Source organism: Catenovulum sp. SX2, from assembly GCF_052056295.1.
GTDB lineage: Bacteria > Pseudomonadota > Gammaproteobacteria > Enterobacterales > Alteromonadaceae > Catenovulum.
Map to the genome: position 1 here is coordinate 1104331 of NZ_CP182493.1, position 20096 is coordinate 1124426.

Here is a 20096-nt window from a genome sequence, read left to right on the forward strand (position 1 = left end):
CATGTCAGTATTATTAGAAGTAAACGATTTATCCAAAACCTACCACAAACGGATTTTGCCATGGAAATCAACCACAGTGACAGCTCTAGAAAAAGTAAGCTTTTCGCTGAATGCATACGAAACCCTGGCAATTATTGGTGAAACTGGTTCGGGAAAATCCACATTAGCTAAATTACTGACAGGGGTTGAAAGCCCAACATCTGGAGAAATAATCTTAAATGGTAAAGTGCTCCAAGACGGTGATAATACCACCCGCTGTCAGCACATACGCATGATTTATCAAGATCCAGCTACATCACTTAATCCGAGTATTTCGATTGGCCAAATATTAGAAGAGCCGCTCAAACTAAACACTCAATTAAACGCAACTGAACGCCAAGAAAAAATCAAAAAAACCCTCAGCCGAGTCGGTCTATTATCTGACTATATTTGGCACTACCCGCATATGCTTTCTAGTGGGCAAAAACAGCGTATTGCTCTTGCTCGAGCACTGATCCTTGATCCACAGATAATAGTCGCAGACAAACCTTTTGCCGCAATGGATCCGTCGACCCGTATTCAAATGGTTAACTTGTTTTTAGACCTACAACAAACTTTTGGTATCTCTTACGTGTTTGTTTCACACAACCTAAACATGGTCAGGCACATCAGTGACAAGATATTTGTCATGAACGAAGGTAAGGTGGTTGAACGGGGCAACACAGCTGATGTGTTAGCAAATCCACGCCATGTAGTGACCAAAAAATTACTTTACTCGCAACAAATGTTATTGAGTAAAAACGGCTAAGTAACTCAGCTAAATTTAACTTAAAGAAAAGAAAAAAGGCAGCCAAGCTGCCTTTTTGCATATTATTTAGATATTAACGCAGCGGTTTATTAATTGGCTGCTTGGTAGGTAACAATTTCCGCATTTTCACGTAAGCCAGTGATAAATGCTTGATAATTGTAATCAGTTAAAGCTGACTCTAAACGCTGTGCTGTTGCTTGGTCTACTTCAGCCACCTCAGCTTGAGTCACTGCTGTTACTTTAACCACAGCAAATGAAGTTGGGTTCACTTCAACCCATGCGGCTGAAACTTGCTCTTCATCTGCTTTTTTCATTTCAAACGCTTTGCGAACAATTGCCCCAGAAACTTCTGAGCCAAAACGCGCTACATCTTGTTTTGCAGTAAAGCTTAATGATTTTTCACTTAATAAAGTCTCTACAGCTTCATTAGCAGCTAGCTTAGCAGTTAACTCTTCAACCCATTGCTGAGCAACAGAGTGCGCTAGTTTTTGTGATACTGCTTGTTTAACTTGTGCTTCAACTTCTTCTAGCGGCTGTGTTCTAGCAGCTTCATACTGATTTACACGCAATACAACTAAGTGATCACCAGAAACTTCAACTAAAGCACTGTTATAACCCGCGTTTAACACATCATCTTCTTTCGCAGCTGTTATCAACTTAGCTTCTGTAAATGGAAATACTCCAGCATTAACTGATTTTAAGCCTGTTTGTTTTACGCTTAAGCCAGTTGCTGTCGCCGCTTCTTGTAAACTCGTTGGTACTTCAAATGCAGTATCAGCTAACAACTGTTGTTTCTCTAAGAAAATGTCACGTGCTTTGTCTTCTTGCAACTGACTGATGATATCGGCTTTAACTTCTTCAAGTGGACGCACAGTTTCTGCTTCAATGTCAGTTAACTTAATAATGTGAAAACCAAAGCTTGATTCAACAACGTCTGATACATCACCAATGTTTGTTAACGCAAAAGTCGCTTGTTCAAATGCAGGGTCCATGACACCAGCACCAAAAAAGTCTAAATCACCACCATTTTCACCAGAGAATGTATCCGCTGAATGTTCTTTAGCTAACTCAGCAAAGTCTGCACCAGAGTTTATTTGAGCTAATAAATCTTCAGCTTTAGCTTGCGCATCATCAGTTGAGCCATCAATTAAGATATGTGATGCACGACGGCGCTCAGCTGTAACATATTGCGCTTGGCTTGCTTGATAATGCTGGTTGATTTCGTCTTCTGAAACTTCAATACCTTTAGCTACATCAGCTAATTTAAGTTCAACGTAAGCTATATCAAATTGCTCTTGCGTTTCGTATTGCTCAATATTGCTTTCGTAGTGGCTGCGAATATCTTCTTCTGTCGGGTTCACTGCGTCGTTAAACAAAGCAACCGGCACTTCAACGTACTCAATATCACGCTTTTGTAACTGTAGCTGCTGGAAATACTTAACTTCATCTTCCAACACAAAATCTGTTTGGGTTAATGCAGTTACCACAGCACGACGTGTCATATCTTGACGCAACATTTCGCGAAACTTGGCCGGTGTATAACCAGCACGAGTTAATAATTGTAGATATCTGTCGTTATTAAACTTGCCCTCTACTTGAAATTCAGGCATATCAAAAATGGCTTTTTTGATTTCTTCGTCGCTAGTACGTACAGATAAACGATTAGCAAGATCGTTTACCAGTTGTTCTGAGATCAAGCGATCTAAAATACCTTGTTTAAAATTGGCCAAATAGGCTGGATCAGACGCGATCTGCGAAAACATTTCACCAAATTGTGATTCCATTCGAGCTCGCTCATTTTCGTAGGCACGCTCTAATTGACTTACATTAATTGCAAGACCATTTACTTCAGCAGCTTTCGGCTCGCTACCAGAATTGATGTATGAACCAACACCGGCTAAAGCAAAACTAAATATCACCAGACCTAATATGATCTTGGCAACGGGTCCTTGGCTACCTTCACGGATTTTTTCTAACATGCTGGATCTCTTTTTAAGTTAAGTACTAACTGTTTCAAGAACTTAATATGAGTGGACAAATAATAGTTATGATTTGTTAATTCTTATAAACAAAGAAGGCTTCGATACGCTCGAAGCCTGTCTATTTCTCGACCTACTAATCAGATCAATTTTTTATTGATTTACTGCATCTTTTAATGCTTTACCAGGCTTGAATGCTGGAATTTTAGCAGCTGCAATCTCAATGGTTTCACCTGATTGAGGGTTGCGGCCAGTGCGAGCTGCACGCTCACGTACAGAAAAAGTACCAAAGCCAACTAAAGCTACTTGGTCGCCTTCTTGTAAAGCACCAGAAACTGCATCAATAAAAGAATCTAATGCACGGCCAGCAGAAGCTTTAGAAATGTCAGCGCCTGCTGCGATTTTGTCGATAAGTTGAGACTTGTTCAAGATTTCATCCCCTTAGATTGTTATTATACCGCCACTTCAGCAAGCTTGTGCCCTACTGCGGCTCAAATTAGTTTCAAAGTTATAGCAGGCTTAGACTTTCGAATCAAGTATGTAAACCTAACTTTACCACTTTTTTAATAAATTGCTGCAGCCCCCGAATTACAAGGGCTGCAAAACAGTGTCTAAGGCTACCATAAAATTTATAAATAAGAAGCCTTAAAAACCAACAAATTGCCTTATTTTACTACTTCAAAGCCCTCTGGCGGGTTTTCTAACGCAATATTTAATACTTCATCAATCCATTTCACTGGATGAATTTGTAAATCACCAATTACATTGGCAGGAATTTCTTTTAGATCACGTTCGTTATCTTTAGGTATAACGACGGTTTTAATACCACCGCGGTGAGCTGCTAGCAGCTTTTCTTTAAGACCACCAATTGCCAATACTTCGCCACGCAAAGTAATTTCACCTGTCATAGCTACGTCACAACGCACAGGGTTACCTGTAAGCGTAGAAACTAATGCGGTACACATTGCAATACCAGCACTTGGGCCATCTTTAGGTGTTGCCCCTTCTGGTACATGCACATGGATATCACGTTTTTCGTAGAAATCTTCAGCTATACGAAGCTTACTAGCTCGTGCTCTAACAACTGACATTGCAGCTTGAATCGACTCTTGCATTACATCACCGAGCGAACCAGTCGAGGTCATTTTACCTTTACCTGACACTGAGGTGGTTTCGATTGTGAGCAAATCGCCACCTACTTCTGTCCAAGCTAAACCCGTTACTTGGCCGATTTGGTTTTCGCTATCCGCTTTACCATAGTCAAAACGCTGTACGCCTAAGAAATCATTGAGGTTATCTTGATTAATCACAACCTTCTTAATGCTCTTATCCATTAAGATTTCTTTTACCGCTTTGCGACATAGTTTAGAAATTTCACGCTCTAAACTACGCACACCCGCTTCACGTGTGTAATAACGAATAATGCCTAAGATGGCCGATTCTTCAATATCAATTTCAGCTGCTTTAAGGCCGTTTCTGTCTATTTGTTTTGGAATCAAATGACGCTGGGCAATATTGAGTTTTTCGTCTTCGGTATAACCAGATAATCGAATAACTTCCATACGGTCTAACAATGGACCTGGGATACGCATACTATTTGAAGTTGCAACAAACATGACGTCAGATAAATCGTAATCAACTTCTAAATAGTGATCAGCAAAAGTACTGTTTTGCTCTGGATCTAACACTTCCAATAAAGCAGATGCAGGATCGCCGCGCATATCAGATGACATTTTGTCGATTTCATCTAATAAAAACAGCGGGTTTTTCACCCCTACTTTGGTCATATTTTGAATCAATTTACCTGGCATTGAACCTATATAGGTACGACGATGACCACGAATTTCAGCTTCATCACGTACGCCACCAAGCGCCATACGCACATATTTTCGCCCTGTCGCTTTTGCGATAGATTGACCCAATGAAGTTTTACCAACACCTGGCGGTCCAACTAAACATAAAATTGGCCCTTTTACTTTATTGGTGCGCTGTTGTACCGCTAAATACTCGATTATACGTTCTTTAACTTTGTCTAAACCATAGTGGTCGGTATCAAGAATTTTTTGTGCCGCCGGTAGATTCTTTTTAACTTTAGAACGTTTTTTCCACGGCACCGAAGAAATAGCGTCTATGTAACTGCGAACCACTGTCGCTTCCGCAGACATAGGCGACATCATTTTAAGTTTTTGCAATTCAGCCAAAGCTTTGTCTTCAGCTTCTTTTGGCATTTGCGCTTCTTTAATCTTCTTCTGTAAGGTTTCAAATTCGTCTGGGGCATCATCTAATTCACCCAACTCTTTTTGAATCGCCTTCATTTGTTCGTTTAAATAATACTCGCGCTGGCTTTTTTCCATTTGTTTTTTAACGCGGCCACGAATTTTCTTCTCAACTTGTAATAAGTCGATTTCGCTTTCCATCAGCGCCATCAAAAATTCTAAACGCTCTGTAACATCAACAATTTCAAGAACAGTTTGTTTGTCATCTAACTTCAGTGGCATATGTGCAGCCATAGTATCAGCGAGTCTGGCCGGCTCTTCGATACCATTTAATGAAGTTAAAACCTCTGGTGGAATTTTTTTGTTGAGTTTGACATAACCTTCAAATTGGCTGACAGCTGAACGAATTAATACTTCTTGCTCGCGCTCGTCTACATCTGGTGAATCAACTAAACCAATTTGCGCAAAAAAGTAATCTTCTGTGCTTAAATATTTATGGATCTGACCACGCTGATTACCCTCGACCAATACTTTAACTGTACCGTCAGGCAATTTAAGTAACTGTAAAATGGTCGCAACAGTACCTATTTGGTAAATATCATCCGTACTTGGTTCATCAACTGAAGCATCTTTTTGTGCAACTAAAAATATTTGTTTGTCATTCTCCATTGCCGCTTCTAGACAACGAATGGATTTTTCTCTGCCGACAAATAATGGGATTACCATATGTGGATATACAACCACATCACGCAGTGCTAAAACAGGTATATCCGCTAAACCAGATGATTCTATTGTCATTTTATTATTTCTCTTTCCAAGGAGGGTGATAACAGTTTATATGGGGTTCAATATAGCGAGATCAAGCGATGAATCCAATCTCTAACGCCGAAAAAAGTGGATAAATGCAAGGTTTATAATCAATAGGTTAAATAATAAACGAAATGCTTGTAGTGTTTAAAACAAAGGAAGGAAATTAAGGCGAGTGATTAAACTCGCCTTCTATACCCATGTAGGTTGGGTATCAAACTAATTATTCAGAAACGGCTTGTTTACCTGTGTTTTCGTAAATCAGAATTGGGTCTGATTCACCACTGATAACAGTTTCGTCTACCACCACTTTGGATACGTCTTCAAGTGAAGGTAGCTGATACATAGTATCTAACAGTACGTTCTCTAAAATAGAACGCAAACCACGCGCTCCCGTTTTACGTGTCATAGCTTTGGTCGCAATTGCACGTAATGCGTCATCTCTAAACTCTAGCTCAACACCTTCCATCTCGAATAATGCGGCATATTGTTTAGTTAATGCATTTTTTGGTTCATTCAATATTTGAATCAGCGCGGCTTCATCTAACTCAGATAAAGTTGCAACCACAGGTAGACGACCAATAAATTCTGGAATTAAACCATATTTAACTAAGTCTTCTGGTTGCACATCAGAAAATTTTTCTGACAAACTTTTTTCTTCGTTTTTAGATTTAACCGTTGCACCAAAACCAATACCTGTGCCTTTGGCTGTACGCTGCTCTATTACTTTTTCAAGACCAGCAAAAGCGCCACCGCAGATAAACAAGATTTTAGACGTGTCTACTTGTAAAAATTCTTGTTGTGGATGTTTACGACCACCTTGAGGTGGTACTGAAGCTATTGTGCCTTCAATCAGTTTAAGCAATGCTTGCTGCACACCTTCACCCGATACATCACGAGTAATTGATGGGTTGTCTGATTTACGAGAAATTTTGTCAATTTCGTCAATATACACAATGCCACGCTGCGCTAGCTCAACATCATAATCGCACTTTTGTAGTAGCTTCTGGATGATGTTTTCAACGTCTTCACCTACATAACCAGCTTCAGTTAAGGTAGTTGCGTCCGCCATAGTAAATGGCACATCTAAAAAGCGCGCTAGTGTTTCAGCCAACAAAGTTTTACCACTACCAGTTGGACCTATTAACAAAATGTTACTCTTGCCTAGTTCAACCGAAGTTTTCGCTTTTTCACTATTTTTTAAACGCTTGTAATGGTTGTATACAGCAACAGATAATACTTTTTTCGCCAGTTGCTGATCGATTACGTAATCATCTAAATGTTGATGAATTTCTACAGGCGTTGGCAATTTTTCTTTGGTTGAACGCGCTTCTGGTGCTATTTCCTTGATTTCTTCGCGAATAATGTCATTACATAACTCGACGCATTCATCACAAATGAACACAGAAGGTCCAGCAATTAGCTTGCGTACTTCATGCTGACTTTTACCACAGAACGAGCAGTGCAATAACTTATTATCGCCTGACCCATCACCTTTGCGGGAATCTGTCATTTATTTACCTCTATTCTTTCTATTCGCGTAACTTATCTATATAGACCTTATTTTAGCTCAGTTTGTTGACGACGATCTAAAATACTATCGATTAGACCATAGTCTAGCGCGTTTTGAGCAGTCATAAAGTTATCACGATCTGTGTCTTGTGACACTCGTTCGAAATCTTGTCCAGTGTGTTCAGCCATTAAACGATTTAATTTTTCTTTAATCGCCAAAATTTCACGTGCATGAATTTCAAAGTCAGATGCTTGACCTTGGAAGCCACCTAATGGTTGATGGATCATAACACGAGAATTTGGTAAACAATGACGTTTACCTTTTGCACCACCCGATAATAGGAAAGCACCCATACTCGCAGCTTGACCAATACACACAGTTGATACGTCAGGCTTGATAAATTGCATAGTATCGTAAATTGCCATGCCAGCAGTCACAGAGCCGCCTGGAGAATTGATATAAATATGAATATCTTTTTCTGGGTTTTCTGATTCTAAAAACAATAATTGAGCCACAATCAAGTTAGCCATATGGTCTTCAACCTGGCCAACCAAAAATATCACACGCTCTTTTAATAAACGTGAATAAATATCAAATGAACGCTCGCCCTTTGCAGTTTGCTCGATCACCATAGGCACTAATGCGTTAATTGGATCGTAATTTGTATTATTTGTATTCATGAATTCCTTAGCTCTAAAAATAAAAATGGCCTGAACGAATCTCATCCAAGCCATTTAAACAAGGCGAACCCTGCTAAGTCAATTAGAAAAATGAATAATTAAGCTTGTTTATTCATAATTTCGTCAAAAGATTTAGCTACACTCTCAACTTGTGCCTGTTCTAAAATGAAGTCGATTGCTTGATCTTCCATAACAACATTTTGAATGTTAGCTAACATTTCTTTGTTGTTGTAGTAATAATCAACTACTTCTTCAGGAGATTCGTAAGCAGAAGCTAAAGACTCTACAGTTTCTTTAACACGCTCGTCGTCAACTTTGATTTCGTTGCTACGAACAAGTTCAGATAATAATAAACCAGTTTTCACGCGACGTTCTGCTTGGTCTTTGAATAATTCAGCTGGAAGCTCAGGCATGTTTTGATTGCCATTGCCAAAACGCTGTAAAGCTTGTTGACGTAAAGCATTCACTTCTTGGTCTACTAAAGCTTGTGGTACTTCGAAAGAAACAGCTTCTAATAAAGCAGAGATTGTTGCTTCTTTAGCTTGTTGTTTTAAAGTTTGCTTCAATTCGCGTTGCATGTTTTGACGAACTTCAGTTTTAAGTGCGTCTAAACCACCTTCTTCAATACCGAATAATTTGCAGAACTCTTCGTCTAATTCTGGCAATTTGCGCTCTTCAACTTTGTTTACTTTGATTTTGAATACAGCAGGTTTACCTTTTAAGTTTTCTGCGTGGTACTCTTCTGGGAAAGTAACATCGATAGATTTTTCTTCGCCAGCAGATAAACCAGTGATGCCATCTTCAAAACCTGGGATCATACGACCAGAGCCTAACTCGATGTCAAAACCTTCAGCTTTGCCACCTTCAAAAACTTCACCGTCAACTGAACCTTCAAAATCTAAGTTAACACGGTCGCCTTCAGCAGCAGCACGCTCAACAGTTTCAAATTTAGAATGTTGCTTACGTAAAGTTTCTAACATGTTGTCTAAGTCAGCGTCAGTTACTTCTGCAGTCGCTTTTTCAACTTTAAGTGCGTCTAAACCTTCAACTTTAACTTCAGGGTAAACTTCGAATACAGCTGTAAAGCTGAAATCTTCACCTTCATTCATAGATTGTTCTTGAATTGAAGGAGTACCTGCTGGATTTAATTTTTCTTGAACAACAGCTTGATAGAAGTTTTGTTGGATAACTTCTTGAGCTACTTCTTGACGTACAGCTGCACCGAAACGTTTTTTGATTACGCTTACAGGAACTTTACCAGGACGGAAACCGTCGATGCGCTGAGTTTTTGCCAAACCTTGAAGTCGGCTCTTAACTGCAGATTCTACTTTGTCTGCAGGAACAGTAATTGTTACGCGGCGTTCTAAGCCTTGTGTTGTTTCAACAGAAACTTGCATTGCTATACCTCAAAATTATGAGCGAAAGGCTCTTTTTCCTTTGGGACCAATTATTAATTGATAAGCCCTGAATCGACATAAAACCTGCTGGAAAAAAGTTGTACCGAGCAGATATTCTATGAACATTAAAAAAATGACGCAGCATTATAGCGATCACTTAAGCAGGAGTCGAGAGCGAATATGGCTAAAGGTTAAAAAATTACGTTGAATGTAAAGTGGTCGGTGATGCAAGATTCGAACTTGCGACCCCTTGGACCCAAACCAAGTGCGCTACCAGGCTGCGCTAATCACCGAACTAGAAACTGTATCAAGAAAATGGGGTGGCTGATGGGACTTGAACCCACGACAACCGGAATCACAATCCGGGGCTCTACCAACTGAGCTACAGCCACCATAGTAGAAATGTTTTCTAAATGGCGCGTCCTGCAGGATTCGAACCTGCGACCCACGGCTTAGAAGGCCGTTGCTCTATCCAGCTGAGCTAAGGACGCTTTCGAAGTCCCTATGGACTCATTTAGAAAGTGGTCGGTGATGCAAGATTCGAACTTGCGACCCCTTGGACCCAAACCAAGTGCGCTACCAGGCTGCGCTAATCACCGACGTTGCTTGAGGTCTCCCTCGACAGCGGGGCGCATGTTACCTAGATCACCTGGGTAGGTCAAACACTTTTTTGCAGTTTTTTCGCATTTTTTTCAATATCCGCTTTGTTTGCGCAAAATAACTTCAATTAGCGCATTTTTAATACAACACAAGGCTTTGTTTTCACAAATACACCAACATTAAGATTAAAAACTCAAATGGGCTATTTCAAAAACTGATAAATTACGCGCATAAAAAAACCAGCCGAAGCTGGTTTTATTTGGGACAATTTAAAAATTAAAATTTAAATTGTTTAATTTGCACTGACAGTTGTTGTTCAACTTCAATCATAGATTGAGTGCTGTGCTCTAATTCTTTGGTTTCTTTAGCAAGTCGAGTTGCACCATCTAATAAGTGCTCAATACCTTGGCTAACCTCTTTAGTTAATAACGACTGTTCTTCAGTTGCACTGGCAATTTGAATTATCATGTCGTTGATACCGCTCATCTTGTCGGAAATAGTGCCAAATGAATCTACTGTTTTTTGCGTTGAGTCTATCGTTTCGCTAACTAAGTCTTTACTGCGATGTGACGCTTTGTAAGAGTCGTCTGCTTTACTTTGTAGCGAAGCAATAATACTTTCAATTTCTTCGGTTGATTGACGTGTTTTACTTGCTAATGAACGAACCTCATCCGCAACTACCGCAAAACCACGGCCGGTTTCACCCGCCCTTGCAGCTTCTATCGCTGCATTAAGCGCTAACAAGTTAGTTTGTTCAGCAATACCTTTAATTACATCTAACACACCACCAATGTTTTCACTGGCAGATTTAAGCTCTGACGCAACTTTGGCATTATTCTCCAATTCATCCACTAATTGTTGAACATGTTCTAAATTAGTTTCAACATCCGTGCGGCTTTGTGCAGCTAGGTCAAATGCTTCAGTAGTGCTTGATGCAGTAAGCTCAGCATTTTGTGCAATTTCACCTGTCGCTTCCGACAACTGTTTCAAATAATTTAACGAGTGTTCAGTTTGTTCTTTTTGTTCATGGGTGTTCATTGTGGTTTTATGGCAAACATCACTGATTGTGCTTGATAGACCACCTAAACCACTAGCACCTTGGGCAACATCGGTAATGATCTCTTGAATCTTTTGAATGAAACTATTGAAGTTGGTCGCTAATCTACCAATTTCGTCATTGGTTTTAACCGGAATTCTTTGGGTTAAATCACCACCACCCGCAGCAATATCCCGTAAAACATCACTTACTTGGGTTAATGGTTCAATCACTACTTTTTTGATTAAGAATACCAACAGTGCAAGTAGCGCTATCATAGAGACTATCATAGACAACCATCTCTGATTCCATTGTGAGGACAATCTATCGTCTACAGCTGAGCGTGAAAAAGCAATCTTGATTTTACCAATTAATTCGCCGTCACTACTTTTAATTTCATACCATTTTGCTTGACCGTCTAACTCAACATCTTGCTTAAGTTTAGTCTCAGCCATGTCTTTGTCTCTATGGTCGGTCACTTTAACTTGGGCAATAATGGGATCTGGCATGTAAGCATCAATGATGCTCTGGATAAGCGGGAAGTCGTACGAGAAAACTGGATCCTGTAAAATTACTTGAAGCTGTTTGACCACATCAGCCTTAGTATTGTCATATCTCGCATTTTCGTCACCTTCTTGGATAGACATAGTCCATACAGCAACTGTAGTAAGTACAGTAAAGTTGACTAGCAACAAAGCGATAAGTACTTTTTTGGCTATTGATTGCATATATATTTTAACCTCATACGATGCAGACTGCTTGTTTAATACTGTTCAAAAAACTATTTCGGCAATTGTGTAAGTTTCTTTAGTTCAACTAATTGATTTTCTAAATCAAAAAGCTTCTTTAGTGTGTACGCTTAGTTTGAACAGTTAAAATTATAATTATTGGATGCCGCTGTTTGAAAAACTTCAAAGTTAACGGCTATGTTAAAGGTAAGACAGTTAAACAAATTTAACAAGCCTATTTGTAACTGAATTGTTGATATATTTCGTTATTTACTAAAAAACGTAAAATAAACGTTTAATGAGAATAAAAAGCACAGCTTTGTACTAATTATTCTCCGTTAATTGTGGCAATAATTTTTCGGCTGCCACCAAAGTCTCTGTGCTCACCTAAATAGATGCCCTGCCAAGTTCCTAAAGCCAAACGTCCTTGGCTGATAGGAATAGTCAGAGAAACACCAAACAAACTACTTTTTACATGCGCAGGCATATCATCATCACCTTCGTAGGTGTGTCGGTAGTATGGCTGGTTTTCTGGCACCATAACATTAACATGATCTTCAAAATCAGCTCGCACAGTCGGGTCTGCATTTTCATTTATGGTTAAGCTTGCAGAAGTGTGCTGCAACATCAAATGACAAAGACCGATATTAATCTGCGATAATTCTGCTAACTTAGCTTCCACTTCAGAGGTAACCAAATGAAAACCTCTAGATTTTGCCGACAAAGCTATTTTCTTTTGTAACCACATAAGTAAATTAATTCGCTACCTTGTCAAAACATATTTCGATATGGGCAGAGCCAGATTCAGCTTCAAACGGCATAATGACGATAGGCCCATCAGATTTGTGGGTAATTGTATGGCCTTTCCCCGAAACCACCATAGGTGTTGCCATATCGAAGTCATAGCCCTTTTCAGCGAGTAATTTTTTCGCGCCACCAGTAACCATGTTGGTTATACCATATCGGTTACCTCTTCATTTATACCATCAGGTTTTTCACCTAACATACGGCTCATAATTTCTAGAGCGAGTCCTTCTTAAAAGGATACAGAAAACGAGCCTTCAAAGGATGGTTTGCGGTCCAACCATACCAATTAAACCTGAAACATCGCCGCGAGCGACTTCATCTTTTTTTAACCTTGGTTTTAGAGGTTTTAGCTCTAACATCGCCATGGTGCTGATAACGTTAACTAATGAAGAAAGAAATGGGTTGACGAATTCTACATTCATATCAATATCCTAAGACGACCCTTGTAATAAATGAAATATAAACACCAAGCAGTTTGCCTTGCGCTCGTTATTTTGTAAACCCAAATAACAAATCGCTTTGAAAACAATATGCTTAACTAACCTTTACTAGCCTGCAAGTAACTTGTTACCCAGAATTCAGGTTATATAGTAAACTCTTATATAAAGGGTAAAAGTAAAATGGCAATGCAGCAAGCAAGTTTATTTGAAATTGAAGTAAAAAGCCCATGCATACATGTATGCCAAAGTGGGCCTAGAGGTTATTGCAAAGGTTGTTTACGCAGCAGAGAAGAGCGATTCTATTGGGAAAAGCTCACATCGCCGCAAAAACTTCAAGTTATCCATTTGTGTGCCCTTCGCCGTAAAAAGCTAAACTCCAAAAAAATTCAGCAACAGGAAAAAGCGTTACTGGCAGAGATTCAAGCCCAACAACTCGATTTATTTTAACGCTCATTCTTCAATAAAAGTGACGTTAGCCTCAATTTCAACACCTGCTGCTCTTAACATGGCTGCAACTGAACAGTATTTATCTAAAGATAAATTAACCGCTTTTTCGACAGCCACCTCACTGACACCAGATGCCGAGATTTTAAATGCGAGTACTATATGTTCAAATACAGCCGGTATTTGATCTTTACGTGTGGCAGTTACATTTACGTCAAGCGAAATTAAATTGGCTTTTTTCTTTTGCAAAATGGTTACCACATCAAAAGATGCACAGCCTGCTAGACCCATCAGAAGCATTTCCATTGGCCGAGTACCTGCATCTAAGCCACCGGCACTTGGAGGACCGTCCATTAAAACCTTATGACCTGCACTCGAAGTTGCTAAAAATTGTTTATTGCCCTTCCAAGATATTTGTATAGGTTGGCTTGACATAGTATAAATTACTCTCCAATCTGATGAATTATAATGAGTTTGACACAAAGCATCTTATGACAAAAGCAAAAGGTTTCTCGACTAAATTAGTTCACGCTGAGCGCCAACAAAAACCAACTGCGGGCGCAATTCATTTTCCTGTCGATCATTCTGTATTATTTGCTTATGACAAAGCTGACGATTTAATTGATGTCTTCCAAGGGCGTAGCAGCCAACATGCATATGCTCGACAATCTTCACCTAGCATTAGTAGTTTACAAAATACCATCAGCTATTTAGAAGGTGGCCACGCAAGTTTAGTATTTTCTAGCGGTATGGCAGCGCTCACCACTCTAATGCTCACTTTACTAAAAGCTGGAGATCACGTTATTTTCAGCCGCTTTGTTTTCGGCAATACCAATAGCTTTGCAGACACATTAAGCAATTTAGGTATCGAAATTAGTTTAGTTGATATAACCAACATAGAAGAAGTTCAGTCGTCAATAAAACCGAATAGCCGTTTGTTGTTTTGTGAAACCATTGCCAACCCAATGACGCAAGTGGCAGATATCAAGGCTTTAGGCAACCTATGCAGCAGACATAATTTACTTTTTGCTGTGGATAATACCATGACCCCGAGCTATTTGTTGGATGCAGCAAACTACCCCATAGATCTATTAATCACCTCATTGACCAAATATTTTGGTGGGCATGCAAATGCTTTAGGGGGCGCAATCATAGATATGGGAAAATTTGACTGGCGTACTTTCCCTAACATTTTGCCGACCTATCAAAAAAACGCCCCACAAGATTGGGGTTTAACACAAGTTAAAAAGAAAGGTTTACGTGATATGGGGGCTTGCCTGTCAGCAGATTCAGCTCATCTGCTTGCGGTTGGCTCTGAAACCATGGCATTACGCCTTGAGCGTGCTTGCAGTAACGCGCATGCGTTAGCCAACTACTTATCCACGCACGGTAATATCAAAAAGGTTTATTACCCTGGTCTGGCAGATCATCCGCAACACCAATTAGCATCTAACCAATTTAAGCATTTTGGCGCTATTTTGAGCTTCGCTCCGATTGATGGAATAGATTGTAGAAAGGTTATAGATGCGTTTGAGTTAATTTTATGCTCAACCCACCTTGGGGATAATCGAACGCTCGCAATTCCAGTAGCACAGACAATTTATTATGAAATGGGCGAGGCAAAACGCGCCGCCATGGGCATTAGCGAAAATATGATCAGAATATCTGTCGGCATTGAAGATATTGACGATTTAATAGCTGACTTAGCACAAGCGTTAAATAAATTAGACTAATTACAATTGTTAATACAATGAAAATTTTCTAGCATGTAGCGCTATTTAAGTCTATTCTCTAAATCATTATTATAAACTTATGAAATTTATGGCGAGTATCAAGGAGCTGTACAGTGAAATTGCATGATGATATTCATAACTATTATGAAAATTTAGTCATTAATAAACTTCAGCAAATGAACATTACTGAAGAAAATAAAGACAGTGACTATCTAGCTGATCTTTGTTGCCTAGTTCTAAACCAGCTGCCGCCACGTTATATCAGGTATGAAGTAGATATGGCTTTTTATATGCCTCAAGCTGAGCGCTTACAAATGGAAATGAACGTAGATAGTGCAATTAGAAGTGCCATAAAGTTTTTGACGGAGCGAGATAAGCGCTAGAATGAGTTTAGAAACAGCACCAAAACATATAAAACTCGCAGTTGACCTGATATATTTACTTGAAACAAATGAAGTAGAACCTGAAGACGTATTAGCGGCTTTAAAACTGGTTGAAGATGACTTCAAACACAAAGTGGTTCAACGGAACAAACAACAATAGTAGTAACGGATGGGGTTAAGCCCCAGCAATTTTGATATGAAATTAAAGCGACTTTCTCAAAGTTTAGTGGCATGTTTTGCCTGTTATAACTTAAATGTCGGAGCACAAGATGCCTTGTCTGGCGATTTATTTAGTCTGCCGATAGAGCAATTGATGCAACTAGAGGTTGCAAGTGCAACCTTGTCTAATGAATCTTTGTTAGATGTCCCTTCTAGCGTAGCCGTATTTAATCGTGATGAAATAAAAAAGCTCGGCTTAGACTATGTTCACGAACTGACTAACTTTGTCACCGGCATTCAAAGTACTCGCTCAGATAGAGATCCGAAATTCAATAAAATATCTGCGCGTGGCAAAGCATCAAGTTCCGAAGGCGGCGACATCCTAATTCTGCTAAATGGCCAACGAATTAACAGTGAATATTCAGGTGCCAACAACTACACCTTCCCATTAATTCCTTTAGCAATTGCAGAAAAAATTGAAATTATCAAAGGACCAGGCTCTGCAATATATGGCTCAAATGCATTTCTAGGTGTAATTAATATCATCACTGTTTCTGATGAAAAACCACAAGTTACAATTGAAACAGGCAACTTTGGTAGTATCAAAGCGACAGCTTCAGCTGGTTTTGTTCATGATGATTTTTCTATCCAAGCCATAGTTAATCATTCGCAAGATGACGGCGATTTATATCAAGCGCAAGTAGACAGTTTTAACCCACAGCTTGTGCATGACACTCGAGATCCGATAGAGCACCAAGAAGTTGTGCTAAACATTAAAAAAGCCAAAACATCACTGCAAGTCATTATGAGTGAACAGGACGCGCAAGACTATTACGTGCAAGGCATTCTGAATAATGACTTTAACCGAGCACAAATCAGCTCCAAGTTTATTACGTTTAATCAACAGCTTGATTGGAATGACACTTTATCTACAGATGTTTGGTTAGATTATCGTGATAACCAAAGTGATTTAGATTTATTAGGTTTACCTATGGGGATCTTTTTCCAAATAAGTGAACCACAGTCTGCCGCGCCTTTGCTGGCAAAAACGCCTATTTACGAAAGAGCGAAAGGGCTCAGAATTAACAACTTTTATCAGTACAGTGATGATATTCGATTGAGTATCGGCTTTGAACATAGACGCAGCAACTTGCAAAAAGATGAATCTAGCGCAAATTTCAACTACGCAAAATGTTTGCAATCGCAGGCTTGCCGCGCATATTTAGGCCAACAAGCTTTCGACCCAGCTGAGCTGCCTAACATTGAATATTATAATGGTGCATTTGAAGGTAAAGTTAAATTCACCGATGTAACAAAACGTGATATTAATGGTGCATTTGTCCAAGCTCAAATTCAAGCAAGCGACAGAACTCAGTTAACGCTCGCAGCTAGATATGATAAATACAGCGATATTGGCAGTAATATAAGCCCAAGATTTAGTGTGGTGCATAACTTAAACGACAATGTCACCTTTAAAGCTAACTATGGTGAAGCCTACCGTGCGCCTCAATTTAACGAACTAGGTTTGATTAATAACCCACTGATATTGGGCAACATTAATTTAAAACCTGAAACGATAAAATCACTTGATTTTATTTCGTTAATGCAATTTTCAGACTGGACAGCTTCACTAACTTATTTTCAGCACAGTATTAAAGATGCAATAGTGGCGGAGCCTGTAGCAACCACTGTGATGTTAAATAATCAAGACAGCAATACAATAACTCGTGGCATCGAAGCTGAAATTACTTATATCCCAACTAGCAACTTTTACTTGAAGTCAGGGTTTACCCACCTAATCGATAAAGGAAGGGATCAGTTTAGAGAGTCTAATAATCTACTATTCCTAATAGCAAATTATCGACTAGATAAACTTAACATTAATGTATCGGCCAACTATCAAGATGATAAACAAACGGCAGAATATTTGAAATCGGAAGGCAATCTTACTGAATTGGATAGCTATTTAGTCGCAAACGGTAAAATTAGTTACCAATTCAGCGACCAAATAAATTTCTACTTTAAAGCGAAAAACTTGTTTGACAAAGAATATGCATCGCCAGCTATTAGCAATCGAGTATACGCTGGTCTGCCAAACAGAAGCCGACAGTGGTCTATCGGCGCTGAGTTTTCTTTTTAAATTGATCTGATGTAAAGCGAGTGGTCGCTTTCTGGTAACCCTGTTGTTTACCAGTTTGACCACTTGGCTTACGTCCCTGCCTGTTCTGTCCAGCAGCTTTGCGACGGCTTTCGGCTGGAACTAAACAATCTTGTCCATTACCTATAAGCTTACTTAAACCCATTTTCTTCAAAGCCTCACGTATCATTGGCCAGCCTTGCTCATCATGATAGCGCAATAAAGCTTTATGTAATCTACGCTGCCTATCCCCTTTCGGAATAAAAACCTTTTCACTCTTGTGCGTAACTTTGTGTAGTGGGTTTGATTGCGAATGATACATAGTAGTCGCATTTGCCATAGGCGACGGATAAAAGTTTTGCACCTGATCTAGCTTAAAGCGTTTTTTCTTCAGCCAAATAGCTAAGTTAACCATGTCTTCATCTGTTGTCCCTGGATGAGACGCAATAAAATAAGGTATCAAGTATTGCTCTTTACCTGCTTCTTTCGAATATTTATCAAACAGCTCTTTAAATTTATAATAAGTCCCCATGCCGGGTTTCATCATTTTGCTCAGCGGCCCTTCTTCCGTGTGTTCAGGCGCAATTTTTAAATAGCCGCCAACATGGTGTGTCGCCAATTCTTTTACATATCTTGGGTCTTGAACAGCGAGGTCATAACGCACACCTGAGGCTATTAATATCTTTTTGATACCCTTAATTTTGCGCGCTTTGCGGTAAAGGCTAATTGTTGGGCTATGGTCAGTATCCATATGCCCACAAATATCCGGCCACACACACGACATTCGGCGACATGTTTGTTCTGCTTTAGGATGTTTACATCTAAGCTTATACATGTTTGCTGTAGGCCCACCTAAGTCAGAAATAACACCGGTAAACCCAGGGACTGTGTCGCGGATTTGTTCAATTTCATGCAAGATAGATTCTTCAGATCGGCTCTGAATAATCCGTCCTTCATGTTCAGTAATTGAACAGAAAGTACAACCGCCAAAACACCCACGCATTATGTTAACCGAGGTTTTGATCATGTCGTACGCAGGTATTTTCGCTTTACCGTAACTTGGGTGTGGTACACGGGCAAAAGGCAAACCAAACACAGCATCCATTTCTGAAGTTTCTAATGGAAACGCTGGCGGGTTAATCCAAACAATTCTGTCACCATGGCGCTGTACTAAAGCTCTAGCGCAACCAGGGTTCGTCTCTTGGTGTAATATTCTAGAGGCATGGGCATAATATGTTTTTTGCGCTCTAACTATGTCGTATGAAGGTAAATTAACGTAAGTTTTTTCCCAAGGTCGACGTGTTTTGGCCGGCTGAATTGTGACTACTTGTACGTCAGAAGTCTCAGTAGCTTGATTGGTTTCACAAGTAGACTCTTGAATCATCTCATATGGATTTGGGATCGGATCAATTTTCCCCAATTTGTCTAGCTCAGTTGAATCAACTCCGTACCATTCAGGCAATGGCTCTTTGCGTAAAACCGCTGTGCCGCGAATATCCTGCATCTGGTCGATTGTTTCGCCTGCCGCAAGACGATGCGCGACATCTGCTAGTGGCCGTTCGGCATTACCATAAATTAAAATATCTGCCTTAGAGTCAAATAACACAGAGCGACGGACTTTATCTGACCAATAATCATAATGTGCAATGCGGCGTAAGCTCGCTTCTATACCACCAATAACGACTGGAACCTTGTATGCTTCTTTGCAGCGCTGGGTGTATACAGTGACGGCTCTATCGGGTCTTTTCCCACCTATGTTACCCGCTGTGTATGCATCATCATGACGTAACTTTCGATCTGAGGTATAGCGATTAATCATAGAATCCATATTGCCAGCTGTCACACCAAAAAACAGATTTGGTTTTCCCAAACGCATAAAATCTTGTTTTGAAGTCCAGTCAGGCTGAGAAATAATGCCAACACGAAAGCCTTGTGCTTCTAGCATGCGTCCAATTACGGCCATACCAAAGCTTGGATGGTCTACGTATGCATCTCCGGTAATAATGATAATGTCACAACTATCCCAACCCAATTGCGCCATTTCCTTTTTCGACATAGGTAAAAATGGTGCTGGTTTAGATTGAAAATTTGGACTGGAATAAGAAAAGAGATCGCGATCCGCTTTCATGCGCTGCGCTAGCATAGATACACCCAACAAAGCGAGAATAGAAATAAAGAGCGATCATACCAAAATCTCTACTAGTTAACAAAAGAGACGCGGAAATATTTATCAAACCAGCTAAACTATAG

The 20096-nt window shown here is 39.7% G+C and carries 16 protein-coding genes, 4 tRNA genes and 1 pseudogene; 6 read left to right on the forward strand and 15 right to left on the reverse strand.

The window, feature by feature from the left end:
• The first annotated feature begins 1 nt into the window (after window position 1).
• On the forward strand, window positions 2-787 hold the full coding sequence (locus tag ACMZOO_RS04585; RefSeq protein ID WP_440905601.1) for a peptide ABC transporter ATP-binding protein: 786 nt from the start codon (window positions 2-4) through the stop codon (window positions 785-787).
• Window positions 788-876: 89 nt separating this feature from the next.
• On the opposite strand, the gene ACMZOO_RS04590 is transcribed toward ACMZOO_RS04585, so the two are convergent.
• The 13 genes and pseudogenes from ACMZOO_RS04590 to ACMZOO_RS04650 form a co-directional block, all read right to left on the reverse strand.
• The gene (locus tag ACMZOO_RS04590; RefSeq protein ID WP_440905602.1) at window positions 877-2766 is read right to left on the reverse strand and encodes a SurA N-terminal domain-containing protein; all 1890 of its coding nucleotides are present in this window, start codon (window positions 2764-2766) and stop codon (window positions 877-879) included.
• Between the two features lie 153 nt (window positions 2767-2919).
• Window positions 2920-3195, reverse strand: a complete 276-nt coding sequence (hupB, locus tag ACMZOO_RS04595; RefSeq protein ID WP_016955526.1) for a nucleoid-associated protein HU-beta — start codon at window positions 3193-3195, stop codon at window positions 2920-2922.
• 236 nt (window positions 3196-3431) lie between these two features.
• Entirely contained in the window at window positions 3432-5780 is a 2349-nt protein-coding gene (gene lon / locus ACMZOO_RS04600) for an endopeptidase La (RefSeq protein ID WP_440905603.1), read from the reverse strand.
• A 232-nt stretch (window positions 5781-6012) separates the two neighbouring features.
• Window positions 6013-7302 carry an ATP-dependent protease ATP-binding subunit ClpX gene (gene clpX / locus ACMZOO_RS04605; protein ID WP_016955528.1) on the reverse strand — a complete coding sequence of 430 codons (1290 nt, stop codon included), beginning with the start codon at window positions 7300-7302 and terminating at the stop codon, window positions 6013-6015.
• 47 nt (window positions 7303-7349) lie between these two features.
• Window positions 7350-7982, reverse strand: a complete 633-nt coding sequence (clpP, locus tag ACMZOO_RS04610; RefSeq protein ID WP_016955529.1) for an ATP-dependent Clp endopeptidase proteolytic subunit ClpP — start codon at window positions 7980-7982, stop codon at window positions 7350-7352.
• Window positions 7983-8080: 98 nt separating this feature from the next.
• A complete protein-coding gene (gene tig, locus ACMZOO_RS04615) occupies window positions 8081-9379 on the reverse strand; it encodes a trigger factor (RefSeq protein WP_440905604.1) in 1299 nt (432 codons plus the stop codon).
• A gap of 216 nt (window positions 9380-9595) precedes the next feature.
• Window positions 9596-9672: transfer RNA gene (locus ACMZOO_RS04620), tRNA-Pro, on the reverse strand.
• Between the two features lie 23 nt (window positions 9673-9695).
• Window positions 9696-9771, reverse strand: a tRNA-His gene (locus tag ACMZOO_RS04625).
• A 22-nt stretch (window positions 9772-9793) separates the two neighbouring features.
• Window positions 9794-9870, reverse strand: a tRNA-Arg gene (locus ACMZOO_RS04630).
• Between the two features lie 31 nt (window positions 9871-9901).
• Window positions 9902-9978 (reverse strand) — tRNA-Pro (locus ACMZOO_RS04635).
• Between the two features lie 277 nt (window positions 9979-10255).
• Complete coding sequence (locus tag ACMZOO_RS04640; RefSeq protein ID WP_016955531.1) at window positions 10256-11743, reverse strand: methyl-accepting chemotaxis protein; 1488 nt, start codon at window positions 11741-11743, stop codon at window positions 10256-10258.
• A 328-nt stretch (window positions 11744-12071) separates the two neighbouring features.
• The gene (locus ACMZOO_RS04645; protein WP_440905605.1) at window positions 12072-12491 is read right to left on the reverse strand and encodes a secondary thiamine-phosphate synthase enzyme YjbQ; all 420 of its coding nucleotides are present in this window, start codon (window positions 12489-12491) and stop codon (window positions 12072-12074) included.
• A 7-nt stretch (window positions 12492-12498) separates the two neighbouring features.
• A pseudogene (locus tag ACMZOO_RS04650) lies at window positions 12499-12972 on the reverse strand (chemotaxis protein CheX).
• Between the two features lie 198 nt (window positions 12973-13170).
• On the opposite strand from ACMZOO_RS04650, the gene ACMZOO_RS04655 reads away from it, so the two are divergent.
• Entirely contained in the window at window positions 13171-13437 is a 267-nt protein-coding gene (locus ACMZOO_RS04655; RefSeq protein WP_440905606.1) for a DUF1289 domain-containing protein, read from the forward strand.
• Window positions 13438-13440: 3 nt separating this feature from the next.
• Here the strand turns inward: ACMZOO_RS04655 and ACMZOO_RS04660 are convergent, their stop codons facing one another.
• Window positions 13441-13869 (reverse strand): OsmC family protein, encoded by a 429-nt coding sequence (locus tag ACMZOO_RS04660; RefSeq protein WP_440905607.1) that lies wholly within the window; start codon window positions 13867-13869, stop codon window positions 13441-13443.
• Window positions 13870-13925: 56 nt separating this feature from the next.
• On the opposite strand from ACMZOO_RS04660, the gene ACMZOO_RS04665 reads away from it, so the two are divergent.
• The 4 genes from ACMZOO_RS04665 to ACMZOO_RS04680 all read left to right on the forward strand — a co-directional run bounded on the left by ACMZOO_RS04665 (window position 13926) and on the right by ACMZOO_RS04680 (window position 17849).
• On the forward strand, window positions 13926-15167 hold the full coding sequence (locus ACMZOO_RS04665) for a cystathionine gamma-synthase family protein (protein ID WP_440905608.1): 1242 nt from the start codon (window positions 13926-13928) through the stop codon (window positions 15165-15167).
• Between the two features lie 113 nt (window positions 15168-15280).
• Window positions 15281-15550 (forward strand): late competence development ComFB family protein, encoded by a 270-nt coding sequence (locus ACMZOO_RS04670; RefSeq protein WP_440905609.1) that lies wholly within the window; start codon window positions 15281-15283, stop codon window positions 15548-15550.
• Window position 15551: 1 nt separating this feature from the next.
• Window positions 15552-15710, forward strand: a complete 159-nt coding sequence (locus ACMZOO_RS04675) for a DUF2496 domain-containing protein (protein ID WP_440905610.1) — start codon at window positions 15552-15554, stop codon at window positions 15708-15710.
• 36 nt (window positions 15711-15746) lie between these two features.
• Complete coding sequence (locus tag ACMZOO_RS04680) at window positions 15747-17849, forward strand: TonB-dependent receptor plug domain-containing protein (RefSeq protein WP_440905611.1); 2103 nt, start codon at window positions 15747-15749, stop codon at window positions 17847-17849.
• Here ACMZOO_RS04680 and ACMZOO_RS04685 read toward each other — a convergent pair.
• Window positions 17824-19989, reverse strand: coding sequence for a YgiQ family radical SAM protein (locus ACMZOO_RS04685; protein ID WP_440905612.1), 2166 nt, complete (start codon window positions 19987-19989; stop codon window positions 17824-17826). The genes ACMZOO_RS04680 and ACMZOO_RS04685 overlap by 26 nt on opposite strands.
• Between the last annotated feature and the right edge of the window lie 107 nt (window positions 19990-20096).